Annotated in this window: 14 protein-coding genes; 11 read left to right on the top strand and 3 right to left on the bottom strand. The window is 62.5% G+C overall.

Translation table 11 applies throughout. The features are described from left to right. Window positions 1–191: 191 nt before the first annotated feature. The 4 genes from JQK88_RS15275 to JQK88_RS15260 all read left to right on the top strand — a co-directional run bounded on the left by JQK88_RS15275 (window position 192) and on the right by JQK88_RS15260 (window position 5,601). Window positions 192–1,226 (top strand): ABC transporter permease, encoded by a 1,035-nt coding sequence (locus JQK88_RS15275; protein WP_203278744.1) that lies wholly within the window; start codon window positions 192–194, stop codon window positions 1,224–1,226. Between the two features lie 12 nt (window positions 1,227–1,238). After that, window positions 1,239–2,396, top strand: coding sequence for an ABC transporter permease (locus JQK88_RS15270; protein ID WP_192258522.1), 1,158 nt, complete (start codon window positions 1,239–1,241; stop codon window positions 2,394–2,396). 45 nt (window positions 2,397–2,441) lie between these two features. Then, on the top strand, window positions 2,442–4,760 hold the full coding sequence (locus tag JQK88_RS15265; RefSeq protein WP_192258521.1) for a dipeptide ABC transporter ATP-binding protein: 2,319 nt from the start codon (window positions 2,442–2,444) through the stop codon (window positions 4,758–4,760). A gap of 163 nt (window positions 4,761–4,923) precedes the next feature. Then, window positions 4,924–5,601: a glutathione S-transferase family protein gene (locus JQK88_RS15260; RefSeq protein WP_203278743.1), complete on the top strand. Its 678-nt coding sequence runs from the start codon at window positions 4,924–4,926 to the stop codon at window positions 5,599–5,601. Between the two features lie 32 nt (window positions 5,602–5,633). Here the strand turns inward: JQK88_RS15260 and JQK88_RS15255 are convergent, their stop codons facing one another. Beyond that, complete coding sequence (locus tag JQK88_RS15255; RefSeq protein ID WP_192258520.1) at window positions 5,634–6,224, bottom strand: transglycosylase SLT domain-containing protein; 591 nt, start codon at window positions 6,222–6,224, stop codon at window positions 5,634–5,636. Window positions 6,225–6,442: 218 nt separating this feature from the next. Between JQK88_RS15255 and JQK88_RS15250 the strand changes: the two genes are divergently transcribed. Together JQK88_RS15250 and JQK88_RS15245 are read left to right on the top strand one after the other, a co-directional pair. Continuing rightward, window positions 6,443–7,981 carry a trimethylamine methyltransferase family protein gene (locus tag JQK88_RS15250; protein ID WP_203278742.1) on the top strand — a complete coding sequence of 513 codons (1,539 nt, stop codon included), beginning with the start codon at window positions 6,443–6,445 and terminating at the stop codon, window positions 7,979–7,981. Between the two features lie 58 nt (window positions 7,982–8,039). Further along, complete coding sequence (locus JQK88_RS15245; protein ID WP_203278741.1) at window positions 8,040–10,466, top strand: GcvT family protein; 2,427 nt, start codon at window positions 8,040–8,042, stop codon at window positions 10,464–10,466. A gap of 33 nt (window positions 10,467–10,499) precedes the next feature. Here the strand turns inward: JQK88_RS15245 and JQK88_RS15240 are convergent, their stop codons facing one another. Further along, the gene (locus JQK88_RS15240; RefSeq protein ID WP_203278740.1) at window positions 10,500–10,895 is read right to left on the bottom strand and encodes a DoxX family protein; all 396 of its coding nucleotides are present in this window, start codon (window positions 10,893–10,895) and stop codon (window positions 10,500–10,502) included. 207 nt (window positions 10,896–11,102) lie between these two features. On the opposite strand from JQK88_RS15240, the gene JQK88_RS15235 reads away from it, so the two are divergent. Further along, complete coding sequence (locus JQK88_RS15235; protein ID WP_203278739.1) at window positions 11,103–11,591, top strand: hypothetical protein; 489 nt, start codon at window positions 11,103–11,105, stop codon at window positions 11,589–11,591. Window positions 11,592–11,655: 64 nt separating this feature from the next. On the opposite strand, the gene JQK88_RS15230 is transcribed toward JQK88_RS15235, so the two are convergent. Then, on the bottom strand, window positions 11,656–12,432 hold the full coding sequence (locus JQK88_RS15230; protein WP_203278738.1) for a VOC family protein: 777 nt from the start codon (window positions 12,430–12,432) through the stop codon (window positions 11,656–11,658). A gap of 194 nt (window positions 12,433–12,626) precedes the next feature. Here JQK88_RS15230 and JQK88_RS15225 point away from each other — a divergent pair, with 194 nt between their 5' ends. From JQK88_RS15225 to preA, 4 genes are all read left to right on the top strand, one after another. Then, window positions 12,627–13,343 (top strand): gamma-glutamylcyclotransferase, encoded by a 717-nt coding sequence (locus JQK88_RS15225; RefSeq protein WP_192258515.1) that lies wholly within the window; start codon window positions 12,627–12,629, stop codon window positions 13,341–13,343. 129 nt (window positions 13,344–13,472) lie between these two features. Continuing rightward, on the top strand, window positions 13,473–14,828 hold the full coding sequence (locus JQK88_RS15220) for an NAD(P)-dependent oxidoreductase (protein ID WP_203278737.1): 1,356 nt from the start codon (window positions 13,473–13,475) through the stop codon (window positions 14,826–14,828). A 5-nt stretch (window positions 14,829–14,833) separates the two neighbouring features. Beyond that, a complete protein-coding gene (locus JQK88_RS15215; protein WP_203278736.1) occupies window positions 14,834–15,676 on the top strand; it encodes a class I SAM-dependent methyltransferase in 843 nt (280 codons plus the stop codon). Between the two features lie 12 nt (window positions 15,677–15,688). Then, complete coding sequence (gene preA / locus JQK88_RS15210) at window positions 15,689–17,002, top strand: NAD-dependent dihydropyrimidine dehydrogenase subunit PreA (RefSeq protein ID WP_203278735.1); 1,314 nt, start codon at window positions 15,689–15,691, stop codon at window positions 17,000–17,002. Window positions 17,003–17,412: the final 410 nt, after the last annotated feature.

The raw sequence follows: 17,412 nt of genomic DNA, 5'->3' as shown, positions 1-17,412 counted from the left end.
CATCACTCCTCGCATGGGTCCAGGACCTGAAGCCGGCGCAGCAAAAAGTTGCGGACTCTTCAGCAAGGACCATGCAATAAAACAGGGTTGATCGCATCCGAGGGCCGGTTTGAGGGCCAACTCTGCCGGCAACGGCAAAGCTGGTTTTCCAAGCTGGCTCCAACCCCAACCAGACCGGCAGGGGGACCGCCATGCTTTCTTTCGTAATCAGGCGCCTGGGCACCATGGCATTGACGATGCTGTGCCTGACGATGATCGTCTTCTTCCTGATCAATCTCGAGCCGAATTTGAAGAAGCTGGCGATCAGCCAGACCGAAATGCACACCTCGGCCGAGCAGCTCGAAAGCTGGCTGGTCAACCATGGCTATCGGCAGAACTTCTTCGTGCGCTACGGCCAGTGGCTGGGCGTCCTGCCCAAGCAGCCGGTGACCGATCCGGCGACGGGCAAGCCGACGCAGCGTTTTTCCTTCTGCAATGACCCGCTGGAGCCGAAATTCTCCGGCATCCTGGAAGGGGATTTCGGCTGTTCGACCAAGTTCAAGACCACCGTTGCGTCAAAGCTCTTCCCCGCACTCGGCGCCACCGGCATACTGATGCTCTGCGTGCTGGCGGTGATGGTACCGATTTCGCTGCTGATCGGCATTTTGGCCGGCATGCGCGAGGGCTCGCGAACGGACCGGACGCTGTCCGTCGCCTCGATCGCCTCGACGGCGACGCCCGAATATGTGTCGGGCGTCATCTTCACCGTCATCTTCGCCTCCTGGCTCGGCTGGCTGAACGGTTCGGCCGCGTCGGCCAGCCAAGGCATCACCTTCTACAATTTCACCCTGCCGGTGATGACGCTGGCGATCTACGGCATCGGCTATATCGCCCGCATGACGCGCGCCTCGATGGTCGACGTGATGACGCAGCAATATATCCGCACCGCCCGGCTGAAAGGCCTCTCCTTCGGCAGCGTCGTGGTCAAGCACGCGCTGCGCAATGCGCTGATTGCGCCCTTCACCGTCATCATGCTGCAATTCCCCTGGCTGCTCACCGGCGTCGTCATCGTCGAGGTGATGTTCCGCTATCAGGGCTTTGGCTACACGCTGGTCGAGGCTGCGGGCAACAACGACATCGACCTTTTGCTCGGCTGCTCGCTGGTCTCGGTATTCATCGTGCTGATCACGCAGCTCATCTCGGATGTCGGCTACGCGTTCCTCAATCCGCGTATCAGAGTTCAATAGGGGTCTGGGCAGATGCAGGTCGAATATATCGGCGCCTTCAACATCGTGCTCGGCGTGATTGCGCGCTTCTGGCCGGTCTGGCTGGGGCTGGCCCTGGTGATGGGGGCGAGCTTCACCTACAAGAAAAGGCTCGGCCTTTACGGCCAGCTGTTCGACAGCGGCGTCGGCATTGTCGGCGTCGGCATCTGCCTGTTCTGGCTGTTCACCGCGATCTTCGCGACGACCGTCGCGCCCTTCGATCCGCTTTCCCAGGTGCCGATCATGAAGGACGCGCTGCCGGGCGGGATCGAGCCGGTATCCAAGCTCATCTACTATTTCGGCGGCGACAAGCTCGCCCGCGATGTCTTCTCGCGCATGGTCTACGGCAGCCAGATCGTGCTGATCATCGCACCGGCGGCGACGGGGTTCGCACTGATGGTCGGCATCACGCTCGGCCTGCCTGCCGGCTATTACGGCGGCAGGATCGACACCGTGCTGTCGTTCCTGGCCAATCTGGTGCTGGCTTTCCCGGTGATCCTGCTGTTCTACCTGCTGGTGACGCCGGGCATCATGGACACGCCCATCCCCTACGCCATGGCCGGGCTGTTCTTCCTATTTCCGATCATCTTCTTTTCCGTGCTGTTCTGGACCCGCTACAAGAACCGGCCGGATCGACTTTACATTCTCATGGGACTGACCCTGGTCATCGGGGGCTGGGTCTATGCCGGTCTGGTGTTCGATGCCGATCCGTTCAAGATCATCCACATCGATCCCAACCAGCTCAACATATTCGTGGCGGTGGTGTTCGCCTCCAGCCCCGGCGTGTTCCGCATCGTGCGCGGCCTGGTGATGGACATCAAGACGCGCGACTATGTGGCAGCAGCGCAGACGCGCGGTGAATCGCCCTGGTACATCATGCTGTGGGAAATCCTGCCCAATGCGCGCGGACCCCTGATCGTCGATGCCTGCCTGCGCATCGGCTACACCACGATCCTGCTCGGCACGCTGGGGTACTTCGGCCTTGGCCTGGCGCCGGAGAGCCCGGACTGGGGCACCGCGATCAAGGACGCCAGCCGCCTGCTGCGCTCCTTCATCCACCCGGCGTTGCCGCCGACGATCGCGCTGATGTCGTTCGTACTGGGCTTGAACCTGCTCGCCGACTCGCTGCGCGAACAATCGATGAAAGACTGATCTGCGGGTTCGGCCCGACGCATGAAAACAGGATTGGAGCGACCCATGAATGAGGCAGTTCGAAATCCCGGAGAACCGATCATCGAGATCGAGAACCTGTCGATCTCCTTCTTCACCCGCAAGGGCGAGATCCCTGCCGTCATGGATTTTTCCTGCACGGTGATGCCCGGCGAAGCGATGGGCATCGTCGGCGAATCCGGCTGCGGCAAGTCGACCGTGTCGCTCGGCATCATGCGCGACCTCTCCAACATCGGAAAGATCGTCGGCGGCAAGATCAAGTTCCAGGGCAAGGACATGGGCGAGCTCTCCGACGAGGAGCTGCGCGCCATTCGCGGCAACAAGATCGCCATGATCTACCAGGAGCCGATGGCCAGCCTCAATCCGGCGATGAAGGTCGGCCAGCAATTGATGGAAGTGCCGCTGATCCACGACAAGGTGTCGAAGGAAGAGGCCTATACCCGCGCGCTGGACATGGTGCGGGCGGTGAAGCTGCCCGATCCCGAGCGCATGATGCGCTCCTATCCGCACCAGCTCTCCGGCGGCCAGCAGCAGCGCATCGTCATCGCCATGGCGCTGCTGTCAAAGCCGGCGCTGCTTCTGCTCGACGAGCCGACGACGGCGCTCGATGTGACGGTGGAGGCCGGCATTGTGGACCTGGTCAAGGGACTGGGCGAAAAGTTCGGCACGTCGATGATCTTCGTGTCACACAATCTCGGCCTGATCCTGGAAACCTGCGACCGCATCACTGTGATGTATTCGGGCGAAGCGGTGGAGACCGGCAAGATCAAGGACGTGTTCGACCGGATGCGTCATCCCTATACGCAAGGGCTGTTCCGCTCGATCCCGCTGCCGGGCGCCGACAAGAATTCGCGGCCGCTGATCTCCATTCCCGGGCAATTGCCGCTGCCGCATGAGCGCCCGAAGGGCTGCAATTTCGGTCCGCGCTGCCACCATTTCGTCGAGGGCGTCTGCAACGCCGCCGAAATCCCTATGATCGAAGTCGCCGGCCATGAAGGGCATTTCTCGCGCTGCGTGCGCTTCAACGAGATCGACTGGGAAGCACTGCCGCCCGGCGCCAAGAAGGTCAATGAGAAGGTCGTGCCCGGTGCCCCGGTGCTCAAGATCGAGGACCTCAGGAAATACTACAAGGTCGGCGGCAGCGAAGTGTTCGGCTCCAGCGAAGGCCGCGTCGTCAAGGCCAATGAGACGATCTCGTTCGTGGCGCGCGAATCCGAGACTGTCGCCATTGTCGGCGAGTCCGGCTGCGGAAAGTCGACGCTGGCCAAGGTGCTGCTCGGCCTGGAGACGGCAAGTTCCGGAACGGTGACGCTCGGCAACAAGGAGATCCAGTCGACCAGCATCGAGAAGCGCAGCGTCGATACGGTGTCGTCGATCCAGATGGTGTTCCAGAACCCGTTCGATACGCTCAATCCCAGCCACTCCGTCGGCTCGCAGATCATCCGCACGCTGGAAAAATTCAATGTCGGCAACAACGTCGCCGAGCGGCGCAAGCGCATGCTGGAACTGCTCGACCTGGTGAAGCTGCCGCGCGCCTTCGAGACCCGCAAGCCGCGTCAGCTCTCAGGCGGCCAGAAACAGCGCATCGGCGTGGCGCGCGCCTTTGCCGGCGACGCCAAGGTGGTGGTGGCCGATGAGCCGGTCTCGGCCCTCGACGTCTCGGTGCAGGCGGCGGTGACCGAATTGCTGATGGACATCCAGCGCAAGAACAAGACGACGATGCTGTTCATCAGCCACGATCTGTCCGTCGTGCGCTACATCGCCGACCGCGTGGTCGTCATGTATCTCGGCTATATCGTCGAGCAAGGCACGACCGACCAGATCTTCGCGCCGCCCTACCACCCCTATACCGAGGCGCTGCTGTCGGCGATCCCGATCGCCGATACCAGTGTGGTCAAGAAGCACATCGTGCTGGAAGGCGACATCCCGTCGGCGATGAACCCGCCATCGGGCTGCCCGTTCCAGACGCGCTGCGGCTACAAGAAACTGGTGCCGGATAATCTGTGCGAGACCAAGGTGCCGCCGGTCAAGCATCTCGGCGACGGCCATATGAGCCTGTGCTGGCTGTCGGACGATGTGCTGGCGACGATGGAGCCGGTGATCAAGTTCGACAAGGAGCACGCGGCGCATGAAGGCGTGCCGGAGGATGCGCCGAGTACCGGGCCGGTTTCCACTGGAAAAGCACCTAACCGGCCGCGAGGCAAAACGGGCAGCGCGGAGGCCGACCAGATCGGGGATGCCGTGGAGCAGGGCCAGGCTGGGATGCGAGCCCGTCGCCACAAAGTAGTCGACGAGGCTTCCGAAACCGGTGTTAAGAAGCCGAAAGATACGACAAGGCGGCACTAGACCAGAAAGGTGCTAGTTGCCGCATTGCTGGAGCTGAACGGCATAGTCGCGGGCCATCTTGTCTGTCGCCCGCGCATAGCCCTGCACGCCGGCATCGCCGCGGTTGCCGCGGCCATAGGCGTCCAGCCGAGATAGTAGGCGAGGTGCAGTCGCGGAGGGGCCGATGTACATTCTCTATGGCGGTGACTTCACCCGCGCTCCTCTCGTCCAGTGGGTGCTCGAGGAAGGCAAGATCGACTATGAGCTCAGAAAAATTGACATTCTGAACGGTGAGCACCGCAGCGCGGAATTCCTGGCGATAAATCCGGCCGGGCTCGTGCCGGTGCTGATCACGCCTGAGGGCGAGGCGCTCTACGAGGTGGCCGCGCTGATGCTGTACCTGGCCGAACGGCATCAGCTCACGGAGCTTGCGCCTGCGGTGACCGACCCGGACCGTGGTCTCTTTCTCTCGACGTTTTTCCATATCGCGGGAGACATTCAGTCAGAGATGAAGCGCTTTCATTTCCCGCACCGTTTCTCGCTGCGAAGACACGACGATGCCGCGATACAGGAGCTCGCCAAATCGATGGTTCTCAGCCGCCTGAGTGTCATGAACACGAGGCTGGCGGCAAGAGGCCCCTATGTCCTTGGCTCCCGCTTTTCGCTTGCCGATTTCTATCTGAGTTTCTGGATCGCCTATCTCGATCGCCAAGCGGCGTGCGAGCAGTTTTCATCGATTGCCAGGCTGTACGATCTGGTCCGATCCCGTCCCGGTGCAACGCCCTATATCGAGGACACTGAAAAGGCGGCGGATGCGTATGCGTTGATGATGAAAAAGCATCCGGGTGGCGTCATAGCCTGATCGATCCGACGGCCTTTGAATGGGCGACGCGTTCAGCTGCCGCACTGCTGCAATTGGACGGCATAGTCGCGGGCCATCTTGTCTGTCGCCCGCGCATAGCCCTGCACGCCGGCATCGCCGCGATTGCCGCGGCCATAGGCGGTCCAGCCGAGATAGTAGGCGAGATAGAGATTGTAGGTGTCGTTGCGGGCGACGCCGAACGTGTCGGCGGTTTTTGAGTGATACCAGCCGACGAAATCGACGGCATCGGCAAACTTTGTCCGCCGCGCCGCCCAGCTGCCGGTTTCGCTCTGGTATTGCGACCAGGTGCCGTCGAGCGCCTGCGAGAAACCGGTCGCCGAGGAGACGTGCTTCCACGGAATGAAGCCGAGCAGCTTGGTGCGCGGCGGCCTGGCATTGCTCTTGAAGCCGGACTCCTTGCGCACCGTCGCCATCAGCACGGGGACGGGGATGCTATATTTCTGCGAGGCGCGTTCGGCTGCCGACTGCCAGTTGTCGAACCAGCCGTCATTCTGGTCGAAGACGGCACACACATTGTTGATATGGTTTGGCGGCGTCGCGCAGGCCGACAACGCCAGCAGCACACCAACCGCTACAATTTTACTAAAACTCGACCTACGCATGGGAAGACGAATAGGCCGAAATCATAAAGGGAATCTTGCGGCGTTTCTTAACGGGTTGCCGGCTCGGCTGCGCCGACTCGAGGCTGTGTCATTATTCCGACCCTTTGCGTCGCCTTTGTCTTCATCGGAATCCGGAAATGCCGCCTTGGCTAAAATCGCGCCCGCGAAGGGCGTATTCCTGACAGCCCCGCCATGGCGCCGGCGCTTTGATGCGGCGCATGAATGAACCAAGACGCAAGCGCGGCGCCGAGCGGACCAGCAACCGGGGGCCGTCGGCCATCCCGCAACTGCCGCTGCGGCGCGTAACCAATCCCTATCCGCCGATGGCAATGCTGTCGGCCGACCAGATAGAGGCGATCCATCAGGCCTCGATGCACATTTTGGAGAATTTCGGCATTGAGGTGATGAGCCCGCGGGCGCTGTCGCTGTTCGAGAAGGCCGGCGCCACGGTCGATCATGCGACGGCGAATGTCCGCATCGACAGGGGCCTGGTTGCCGAGGCGCTGAAGACCACCAAGTCCAGCTACCGGCTGACACCGCGCAATCCGGCCAACGCCATCCATCTCGGTGGCAACACGATCAATTTCACCCTCGTCGCCGGGCCGCCCAACGTGCATGACATGGAGCGCGGCCGGCGCGCCGGCAATTTGCGCGACTATGCCGATCTCACCCGGCTGGCGCAGCATTTCAATTGCATCCACATGCTTGGCAACCAGGTCTGTGCGCCAGTGGAGCTGCCGGCCAATACCAGGCACATGGACACCTATTTCACCAATCTGACGCTGACCGACAAATCCTTCCATGTCTCGGCGATCGGACGCGGCAGGGCGCTGGACGGCATCGAGATGATGGCGATCGCGCGCGGGCTGACGCTGGATGAGATGCGCGACGATCCAGGCATCGCCACCATCATCTCGGTAAACTCGCCGCGCCGCTTCGACGAGATGATGGCCGAAGGGCTGATGACCATGGCCGAGTTCGGCCAGTCGGTAGCGGTGACGCCGTTCACGCTGATGGGGGCGATGAGCCCGGTGACGCTCGCCGGCGCGCTGGCGCAGCAGAACGCCGAAGCGCTGTTCGGCGTGGTGCTGACTCAGCTGGTGCGCCCTGGCGCGCCGGTCATGTATGGCGCCTTCACCTCCAATGTCGACATGAAGTCGGGCGCGCCGGCTTTCGGCACGCCTGAAAACACCAAGGCCAACATTGCCTCGGGGCAGTTGGCGCGGCGCTACAATCTGCCTTACCGCACGACGCCGGGATCGGCCTCCAACGCCGCCGACGCGCAAGGCGCCTATGAGACGCTGATGGCGCTGTGGGGTGCGGTGCTCGGCCACGGCAACCTCGTCTATCATGCCGCCGGCTGGCAGGAGGGCGGGCTGACGGCATCGTTCGAGAAGCTCATCATCGATGTCGAGATGATCCAGCACATGATGGAGTTTCTGCGGCCGATCGTGGTCGACGAGGCGGAGCTGGCGGTCGAGGCGCTGGGCGCAGTGCCGACCGGTGGCCACTTTTTTGGTGAGCCGCACACGCTGGAACGTTATGCGACGGCGTTCTACCAGCCCATGCTCTCCAACTGGCAGAATTACGAGGCGTGGCAGGAAGCCGGCGGCCTCGACACGACGGCGCGCGCGACGCGGTTGTGGAAGAAGGCGCTGGAAGACTATGTCGAGCCGACGATGGATCCCGCCGTACGCGAGGCGCTGGAGGCGTATGTGGCCAGACGCAAGGAAGCGATCGGGCAGGGCGAGCCTTGATGCCTTCCCATCCTGATTCATCCCATCGTCCCAACTCGCTGATATCAGAGAAAAATCCATGAAATCGCATGCAAAGGTGGTGGTCGTTGGCGGTGGCGTCGTCGGCTGCTCGGTTCTGTTCCATCTGGCGCGCCATGGCTGGACCGATGTCGTGCTTCTGGAGCGCGATGAGCTGACTTCGGGCTCGACCTGGCATGCGGCCGGCGGCATGCACACCATCAATGGCGATCCCAACGTCGCCAAGCTGCAAAAATACACGATCTCGCTCTACAAGGAGATCGAGGAGCTGTCGGGCCAGGCGACCGGCGTGCATCTGACCGGCGGCGTGCTTCTGGCGGCGACCGAGGCGCGGCTCGACTGGCTGCGCGGCGTCGTCGCCAAGGGGCGCTATCTTGGCATTGATCTCGAAGAAATCTCGGCCAGTGAGGCGGCGGAACTGATGCCGCTGCTTGATCCCAAGCAATTTGTTGGCGCCGTCCGCAACAAGGAGGACGGCCATCTCGATCCGTCCGGCGTGACCCACGCCTATGCCAAGGCGGCGCGCAAGCTCGGCGCCGAGATCGAGCGCTTCACCAAGGTTGAGGACATCGTGCGTCGGCCCGACGGGCTATGGCGGGTCATCACCAACAAGGGCGAGGTGGTGGCCGAGCATGTCGTCAATGCCGGCGGCCTGTGGGCGCGCGAGGTCGGCCGCATGGTCGGGCTGGAACTGCCGGTGCTGGCCATGGAGCACATGTACCTGATCACCGAGGACATGCCGGAGGTCGCCGCGTGGAACGCCAAGACCGGAACGGAGATCATCCATGCTGTCGATTTCGACGGCGAGCTTTATCTGCGCCAGGAGCGCGGCGGCATGCTGATGGGTACTTATGAGAAGGCCAACAAAGTGTGGTCCGAGTTCTCCACACCGTGGAACTTCGGTCATGAATTGCTGGAGCCCGACATCGATCGCATCGCGCCGTCGCTCGAAGTCGGCTTCCGCCATTTCCCGGCCTTCGAGAGGACCGGCATCAAGCAGATCATCAACGGGCCTTTCACCTTCGCGCCGGACGGCAACCCATTGGTCGGGCCGGTGCGCGGGCTGCCGGGTTTCTGGGTCGCCTGCGGCGTCATGGCCGGCTTCAGCCAGGGCGGCGGCGTCGGTCTCGCGCTGTCCAACTGGATGATCGAGGCCGATCCCGGCGCCGATATCTGGGCCATGGATGTTGCGCGCTATGGCGACTGGGCAACGATGGCCTACACCAACGCCAAGGTGCGCGAGAATTATTCGCGCCGCTTCTCGATCCGCTTCCCGAATGAGGAACTGCCCGCCGGACGAGGGCTGAAGACCACGCCGATCTACGATTTGTTGTCGGCCAAGGGCGCGCAATGGGGCGTCTCCTATGGGCTGGAAGTGCCGCTCTGGTATGCGCCCGAGGGCGTCAAGGACGAGTTCTCGTGGCGGCGCTCGAGCGACTTCACACACGTCGCAGAGGAGGTCGCCACGGTGCGCGATGGCGTCGGCCTGGCGGAGATTTCGAACTTCGCCAAATACAAGGTGACGGGCGAGGGGACAGCCGCCTGGCTCGACCGGATTTTTGCCTGCAAGCTGCCCAGACCTGGCCGTATGACGCTGGCGCCGATGCTGAAGGACGACGGCAGACTGATCGGCGATTTTACGCTCGCCAACATCGGCGACGGCGAGTGGTTCATCGCCGGTTCCGGTATCGCCGAGCAGTACCATATGCGCTGGTTCGAGTCGCATTTGCCGCAAGACGGTACGGTGTGCATCGAAGCGCTGGGGCAGAAGCTGACCGGCCTGGCGATCGCCGGGCCGAAGGCAAGGGAGGTGCTGGCGAAAGTCAGTCGTGCCGATGTGTCCAATGCGGCGTTTCCATTCATGGCGGTGGCAAAAATGGATATCGGCATGGCGCCGTGCCTGGTCGGCCGCGTCAGCTATACCGGCGATCTCGGCTACGAGATCTGGGTGGCGCCGGAATATCAGCGCGCCGCCTTCCAGGCGCTGATGGCGGCGGGAGAAGAGTTCGACATCGGCCTGTTCGGCTCGCGCGCGCTCAATGCGCTGCGGCTGGAGAAAAACTATGGTTCATGGGCGCGCGAGTATCGGCCGATCTACGGGCCGCTGGAGGCCGGGCTCGATCGCTTCGTTGCCTATGGCAAGGAGGCTGATTTCATCGGCAAGGCGGCGGCTCTGGCCGAGCGCAAGCAAGGCGGCAAGCTCAGGCTGCGCACCTTCATTGTCGATGCCGACGACGCCGATGTCATCGGTGACGAGCCGATCTGGTTCGGCGGCGCGGTGCGCGGCTGGGTGACGTCAGGCGGCTATGCGCATCATCCGAAAAAATCCGTCGCCCTCGGCTATGTGCCGAAGGAGATCGCCGACGAGAGCGACGGCTTCGAGATCGAACTTTTGGGCAAGCGTCACGCCGCGCGCATGCAGGCGGCGCCGCTGTTCGATGCGAATTTCGAACGGATGCGGGGATGAAGTTTCACCCCCTTCGTCTCGCCCCTGAGCGGGTCAGCCGTTGCGGCGGTTGTCGAGCGCGAAGGCGCCGGCGCCGGCAAACACCAGATAGAGGAAGATGAAGCAGAACGAGATGGCGGCGTCGCCGTTGTTGTTGATCGGGAAGAAGTCGCGCGGGTAGTGCGCCATGAAATAGGCAATGGCCATTTCGCCGGCCAGCAGGAAGGCGACGGGGCGAGTGAGGAGACCGAGCGCCAGCAAGATGCCGCCGGCGAATTCGAGAATCGCCGCCGTCAGCGTCAGGCCGGTGAGGGCATGCGGCTCACCGCTGCTCACCGGGAAGTTGAACAGTTTCTGCGAGCCATGCTCGATGAACTGCAGGGCCGTCATGATGCGCAGGACGCCGAGGGCCTGCGGCTGAAACCTGGCGAGACCGTCAAAAAGCTTCATCTAACTCCATTTTTCCAACCCTTCGGCCCGGCCATAGATGATCACTTTGCGTTGGACCATTCACTTCCCGGGGCCCGCAATCAACAATCGGTGATTGGAAATTGCTTCCAATCGGACTTCGATATTTGTTCGCGGTATGGTTGCATTTATATCGCTATGGTTGTATATCTGTCTGTAGACTCTCCAACCAAATGGGTTCCCCTGGTCATGAAAAAAGTCGTCCTCAGCCTGTTCGCAATCCTTGCAGGCACCAGCTTCGCCATGGCCGCTGACGGCGGCTGTGATGCTTTCAAATGGCCGGTGGAGCGCGAGCAGGCACTGTTTGCGGCAGCGCCTGCTACGCAGTCCGGCGCTGCCCTCGCGGCTGGCGAGGCCGCGGACCTGGCGCTCGAGCCGGTCGATGCGGTCAGCTATGCCGTGCCGCCGGAACGTGCGCCGGCAGCCGGAACGTTTGGCGCGACGGCGAGCGTGACCGTCCCGCCGGAAGGCGAGCTGCAGATCAGCCTGTCAGGCGAGGCCTGGATCGATGTGATTCAAGACGGCCATGCCACGAAGTCGGCAGCGTTCAGCGGTGTGAAGACCTGTCCCGGCATTCGCAAGAGCGTGCGATTCAAGCTGACGCCGGGCGCAGCCACCATCCAGCTCAGTGGCGCCAAGGACGAGAGCATCAAGGTCGCGGTGCTGGCGCCGGAATGATGCGCTTCCTCATCGCACTGGCGTGCGATGAGAGCAGTTTCGTGTTGATGCGCCTCTGGCCGGATCAGCGTCCCGGCGCGATCAGCGCGAAATAGGCGCCTTGCGGATCGGTGAACTGGGCGATCCATTGGCCGGTCGGCACCGGCATCGGACCCATGACGATCTTGCCGCCATTGTCGGTGACGCGTTTTGCGGCGGCGTCGATGGCATCGACATTGAAGTAGAACAGCCACACCGGCACCGGCAGCTGCTGCGGCTTGTTCATGATGCCGCCGCCGGATTCAGGACCGGCCGAGAAGGTCTGATAGATGCCCATCTCGCCGATGTCCATGCTACCGGCATCGGTCCAGCCGAACTGGCTGGAATAGAAATCGAAGGCAGCCTGCCGGTCCGCCGCATAGAGTTCGTGCCAGCCGACATGGCCGGGTGTCGTGGCTGGAAGGACGGGCTGGTCGGGACCATTGGGCTGCAGGAACATGAAGGCAGCGCCTTGCGGGTCGGCGACGACGGAGAAACGGCCTACACCGGGAATGTCGTCGGGTTCGCGGTGAACAGCTCCGCCGGCGGCCTTCAGCGCCTTTGTCGATGCATCCGTATCCTTGGTATGGATATAGCCGAGCCAGGCCGGCTTCATGCCCATTTTGGCGGCGTCCTCGGGAATGGTCATCAGCCCGCCGACGCCACGCTCGGCGGAGTTCATCACGATGTAGCGCGGCATCCCGGGCGTCTTGTCGAAGGGCTCGGCCCGCCAGCCGACGACTGTGGTGTAGAACGCTTGCGCGGCATCGAGGTCGGTGGTCATCAGTTCGTACCAGAAGAAGGGCATTGGGGTTTTCGGCATTTCGGTCTCCTCACCTTCATGCATCGATCGTTGTCCGATCCATCAAAGGACGATTTCAGCGGCGCAAATCCGACAGCGCGCATGAGAAAATTCAACGGCTGCGTTGACATATCGTTCCGCATTTCGTCGCGCCCGGCGGCTTGCACGTGCGGCGGTTTTCGCCTTTCCTTTAGGGAATGAGGGGTAGTCGTTTCATGCGCCGGATGTCGCTCACGCCTGAGCTTGTGTCACTGTGTCATCGGCAGGAGGTCGATCCCGGACCCGACGGCAGCTGGACGCAGCTCACCGACGAGGACTTCCGCACGCTTGCCTTACAGCTTTCCGATGAAGCCGATGCGGGGCCGTTATGGGTGTTCGCCTATGGCTCGCTGATCTGGAAGCCGGCTTTCGAATCTGTTGAACGCCAGCGCGCCACCGCATTCGGCTGGCATCGATCGTTTTGCCTCGACATGGTGCGCTGGCGCGGTACCGCAGCACAACCGGGGTTGATGATGGCGCTCGAACGCGGCGGGCGATGCGATGGCGTCATCTACCGCCTGCCCGACGGCGACAAGCCACAGCAGATCGAAAGACTTTTGCGGCGCGAGATCGACGACCATGAGAGTGTCAGCTCGGTCCGTTGGGTTCCGGTGCGCACGGCGCAAGGGGTGGTGCGGGCGCTCGGCTTCTGGGTCGGGGTGACGGGCAGAGGCACATCGCTCGGGCAGCCGCTGGACCGGGTGGCGCGGGTGTTGGCGCGGGCTTGCGGCCATGTCGGCTCGGGTGCCGAATATCTCTACAACACCGTCAGCCACCTCGAGGAATTCGGCATCCGCGACCGCAATCTGTGGCGGCTGCAGCAACTGGTCGCCGATGAGATAAGGTCGATCCATGGCGGCGCTCCAGGCTCTAGCTTTTCGCCCGCGCCATAGGGGCATAACATGAGTGAAAAAATCATGTTATTATCGAGGCTTTTCAGTGCTTTGCGCCGAAAATTGACCAATTGATAAAAAAATAAAACGTGCTAGCCTTCCCCAAAACGAAAACATGGGGAACTGACGATGCCAGAAGGCCAGTTCAAGGACGGTATTGCCGGTGGCCGGCTGCCGGCCGACCAGTATGCCGAGAATTTTTCCGACCTGCATCCGCCGCTCGATCACCACGAGGCCCTGGTCGAATCCGACCGCTGCTATTTCTGCTACGACGCGCCGTGCATGAATGCATGCCCGACCTCGATCGACATTCCGCTGTTCATCCGCCAGATCTCGACCGGTAACCCGATCGGCTCCGCCAAGACGATCTTCGACCAGAACATTCTGGGTGGCATGTGCGCCCGCGTCTGCCCGACCGAGACGCTGTGCGAAGAGGTCTGCGTGCGCGAAGTGGCGGAGGGCAAGCCGGTGCAGATCGGCCGTTTGCAGCGCTATGCCACCGATGTCGCGATGGCCGAGCACAAGCAGTTTTATCCGCGCGCGGAATCGACCGGCAAGTCGATCGCCGTGGTCGGCGCCGGGCCGGCCGGCCTTGCCGCCGCCCACCGGCTCGCCCGCCATGGCCACGAGGTGACCATTCTGGAAGCCCGCCCCAAGGCTGGCGGCCTCAACGAGTACGGCATCGCGGCCTATAAGAGCATCGACAATTTCGCCCAGGCCGAGGTCGACTATGTCACGGGGATCGGCGGCATCGACATCCAGAACGGCAAGGCGCTCGGCCGCGACTACCAGCTGTCGGACCTGATCCGGAATTACGATGCCGTTTTCCTCGGCATGGGGCTTGGCGGCGTCAATGCGCTGCGCGCCGAGGGCGAGGATGCCGACGGCGTCACCAATGCGGTCGAGTTCATCGCCGAACTGCGCCAGGCCAGCGATCTCGCAAGCCTGCCGGTCGGCCGGCGCGTCGTCGTCATCGGCGGCGGCATGACGGCGATCGACGCGGCGGTGCAGTCGAAGCTGCTCGGAGCCGAGGAGGTGACGATCTGCTACCGGCGCGGCCAGGAGCATATGAACGCCTCCGAGTTCGAGCAGGATCTGGCCGCCGCCAACGGCGTCACCATCCGCCACTGGCTGCAGCCGAAGCGGGTGATTGTCGAGAACGGCAAGGTGTCGGGCATCGAGCTCGAATACACCGCCATGAACGGCGACAAGCTCGTCGGTACCGGCGAGCGGCTGACGCTCACCGCCGACCAGGTGTTCAAGGCCATCGGCCAGAGTTTTGTGCTGGCAGCGCTCAACGGCAGTGGTGCATCGATCGAACTCGAAGCCGGCCGCATCAAGGTCGATGCGGAAGGGCGCACCTCGCTCGCCAATGTCTGGGCCGGTGGCGACTGCATTTTTGGCGGCGACGACCTGACCGTCTCGGCCGTGGCCCAAGGGCGCGATGCGGCTGAGAGCATCAACAGGAGTCTGACACAGGGATAGAGATCATGGCCTCGGTGGAATCGGGCATCGCCCGTCACTACGACGTATCGGGTCTTGAGCAGCACATCCTTGCCGTGCTCGCCGATACCGGTGTGGACATTGCCCATCTGCGCGCCGGCGATCTCGAAGCGGTCGACGAGTTCCACATTGGCGGCGTCGCCGCCACCAGGGAACTCATCGGTCAGATGGGGTTGAAGCCGGGGGCCAAGCTGCTCGACATTGGTTCCGGCGTGGGTGGTCCAGCCCGCTTTGCCGCCAACAATACCGGCGCCGATGTCACCGGCATCGATCTGACGCAAAGCTATGTCGATATCGCGACCAGCCTGTCGAAGCGGGTGGGAATGGCCGACAAAGTCCGGTTCGTGCAGGGCAGCGCGCTGGACATGCCGTTCGGCGACAAAAGCTTTGATACGGCCATGATCCTGCATGTCGGCATGAATCTTCCCGACAAGAAAAAGCTGATGAGCGAGGCGGCGCGCGTGCTCAAGCCCGGCGGCGTCTTTGCCGTCTACGATGTGATGCGGCTCAAGGCCGGTTCGCTGACCTATCCGCTGCCATGGGCATCCGACGAGAGCATGTCCTTCGTCGCCACGCCCGACGACTATCGCTCGGCTGCCGCGGCTGCAGGGTTCTCTGTAACCGCCGAGCGCCCACGCGGCGCCTTCGCCATCGAATTCTTCGCCACGATACGGGCGCGCATGGCTGCGGCGCAGGCGGAAGGCAAAAAACCGCCGCCCGGCGTTAATCTTATTATGGGCGAGAACGCCCGCACCAAGATCGCCAATCTCACCGCCGCGCTTGAAGGCGGCATTCTTGCACCTGTGGAAATGCTCCTTCGTCTCGGTTGAAAGGGACCTGTCATGGCTGACATCCGCAACAATTTCGTCGGCATCAAATCGCCCAATCCGTTCTGGCTGGCTTCGGCGCCGCCGACCGACAAGGCGTATAACGTCATCCGTGCGTTCAAGGCGGGATGGGGCGGTGTGGTCTGGAAGACGCTCGGCGAAGAAGGCCCGCCGGTGGTCAACGTCAACGGCCCGCGCTACGGCGCGATCTGGGGCGCCGACCGCCGCCTGCTCGGCCTCAACAATATCGAACTGATCACCGACCGCGATCTGCAGGTCAATCTGCGCGAGATCAAGCAGGTCAAGAAGGACTGGCCCGACCGCGCCATCGTCGTCTCGCTGATGGTGCCCTGCGTCGAGGAGAGCTGGAAGGCGATCCTGCCGGTGGTCGAGGAGACCGAAGCCGACGGCATCGAGCTCAATTTCGGTTGCCCGCACGGCATGTCGGAGCGCGGCATGGGTGCGGCGGTCGGCCAGGTGCCAGAATACATCGAAATGGTGGTGCGCTGGTGCAAGGCCAACACCCGCATGCCCGTCATCACCAAGCTGACGCCCAACATCACCGATGTGCGCAAGCCCGCGCGTGCGGCACTTGCCGGCGGCACCGACGCGGTATCGCTGATCAACACCATCAACTCGATCACCGGCGTCGACCTCGACAGTTTCGCGCCTCAGCCGACCATTGACGGCAAGGGCTCGCATGGCGGCTATTGCGGCCCGGCGGTGAAGCCGATCGCCATGAACATGGTGGCCGAGATCGCGCGCGATCCCGAAACCCACGGCCTGCCGATCTCCGGCATTGGCGGCATCACCACCTGGCGCGACGCCGCCGAATTCATGGCGCTCGGCGCCGGCAATGTGCAGGTGTGCACGGCGGCGATGACCTACGGCTTCAAGATTGTGCAGGAGATGATCGCCGGTCTGGAAAACTGGATGGACGAGAAGGGCCATGCCTCGCTCGACGACATTATCGGCCGCGCCACGCCCAACGTCACCGACTGGCAGTATCTCAACCTCAATTATGTCGCCAAGGCACATATCGACCAGGACGCCTGCATCAAATGCGGCCGCTGCCACATCGCCTGCGAGGACACCTCGCACCAGGCGATCACCAACATGGTCGACGGCGTCAGGCACTTCGAGGTGATCGAGGCTGAATGCGTCGGCTGCAATCTGTGCGTCAATGTCTGCCCGGTGGAAAACTGCATCACCATGGAGCCGCTGGCCGCCGGCGTGATGGACCAGCGCACCGGCAAGCCGGTGTCGCCGGTCTACGCCAACTGGACGACGCATCCGAACAACCCGATGGCCAAGGTGGCCGCGGAGTAGGGTTCTTCTTCGCGGTAGCTTAATCGCCCTGTGCATCCGCATCGGGCGATTTTGCATGTGCGCAACGCTTGGATTTCAGAGGTCAGCGCCGCCCCTCATCCGCCCTTCGGGCACCTTCTCCCCGTGAACGGGGAGAAGGCAATTGCACGGCCGCTGTCGCCTTTTCCTGCGCCGTCAGTAATTGGCGAAATCATCGATGACGGCATCTTTCGCCCCGTTTACGGGGAGAAATGCCCGGCAGGGCAATGAGGGGCAGCGCCAACTTCGAGTCTACGCGCGGAGAATTCCTTTAGCTCTCCACACCACCGTTGGCACAACGAATAACATCGTCACGAACACGTGAAATTCTCCATTTTCCTATTGCTCATAAAATTTATCCACGATAAAATGTATCCATGAATAGGAGATCG

The organism is Mesorhizobium caraganae (assembly GCF_016836705.1).
Lineage (GTDB): Bacteria > Pseudomonadota > Alphaproteobacteria > Rhizobiales > Rhizobiaceae > Mesorhizobium > Mesorhizobium caraganae.
This window is presented reverse-complemented; position numbering and strand designations above follow the sequence as displayed.

What these genes read in the sequence shown, in the direction of transcription:
- JQK88_RS15220 (WP_203278737.1), top strand. Translation starts at nt 13,473, where the DNA reads ATGCCAGAAGGCCAGTTCAAGGACGGTATTGCCGGTGGCCGGCTGCCG.
- JQK88_RS15235 (WP_203278739.1), top strand. Translation starts at nt 11,103, where the DNA reads ATGAAAAAAGTCGTCCTCAGCCTGTTCGCAATCCTTGCAGGCACCAGC.
- JQK88_RS15255 (WP_192258520.1), bottom strand. Translation starts at nt 6,224, where the DNA reads ATGCGTAGGTCGAGTTTTAGTAAAATTGTAGCGGTTGGTGTGCTGCTG.
- JQK88_RS15265 (WP_192258521.1), top strand. Translation starts at nt 2,442, where the DNA reads ATGAATGAGGCAGTTCGAAATCCCGGAGAACCGATCATCGAGATCGAG.
- JQK88_RS15260 (WP_203278743.1), top strand. Translation starts at nt 4,924, where the DNA reads ATGTACATTCTCTATGGCGGTGACTTCACCCGCGCTCCTCTCGTCCAG.
- JQK88_RS15215 (WP_203278736.1), top strand. Translation starts at nt 14,834, where the DNA reads ATGGCCTCGGTGGAATCGGGCATCGCCCGTCACTACGACGTATCGGGT.
- JQK88_RS15240 (WP_203278740.1), bottom strand. Translation starts at nt 10,895, where the DNA reads ATGAAGCTTTTTGACGGTCTCGCCAGGTTTCAGCCGCAGGCCCTCGGC.
- JQK88_RS15225 (WP_192258515.1), top strand. Translation starts at nt 12,627, where the DNA reads ATGCGCCGGATGTCGCTCACGCCTGAGCTTGTGTCACTGTGTCATCGG.
- JQK88_RS15250 (WP_203278742.1), top strand. Translation starts at nt 6,443, where the DNA reads ATGAATGAACCAAGACGCAAGCGCGGCGCCGAGCGGACCAGCAACCGG.
- JQK88_RS15275 (WP_203278744.1), top strand. Translation starts at nt 192, where the DNA reads ATGCTTTCTTTCGTAATCAGGCGCCTGGGCACCATGGCATTGACGATG.
- JQK88_RS15230 (WP_203278738.1), bottom strand. Translation starts at nt 12,432, where the DNA reads ATGCCGAAAACCCCAATGCCCTTCTTCTGGTACGAACTGATGACCACC.
- JQK88_RS15245 (WP_203278741.1), top strand. Translation starts at nt 8,040, where the DNA reads ATGAAATCGCATGCAAAGGTGGTGGTCGTTGGCGGTGGCGTCGTCGGC.
- JQK88_RS15270 (WP_192258522.1), top strand. Translation starts at nt 1,239, where the DNA reads ATGCAGGTCGAATATATCGGCGCCTTCAACATCGTGCTCGGCGTGATT.
- preA (WP_203278735.1), top strand. Translation starts at nt 15,689, where the DNA reads ATGGCTGACATCCGCAACAATTTCGTCGGCATCAAATCGCCCAATCCG.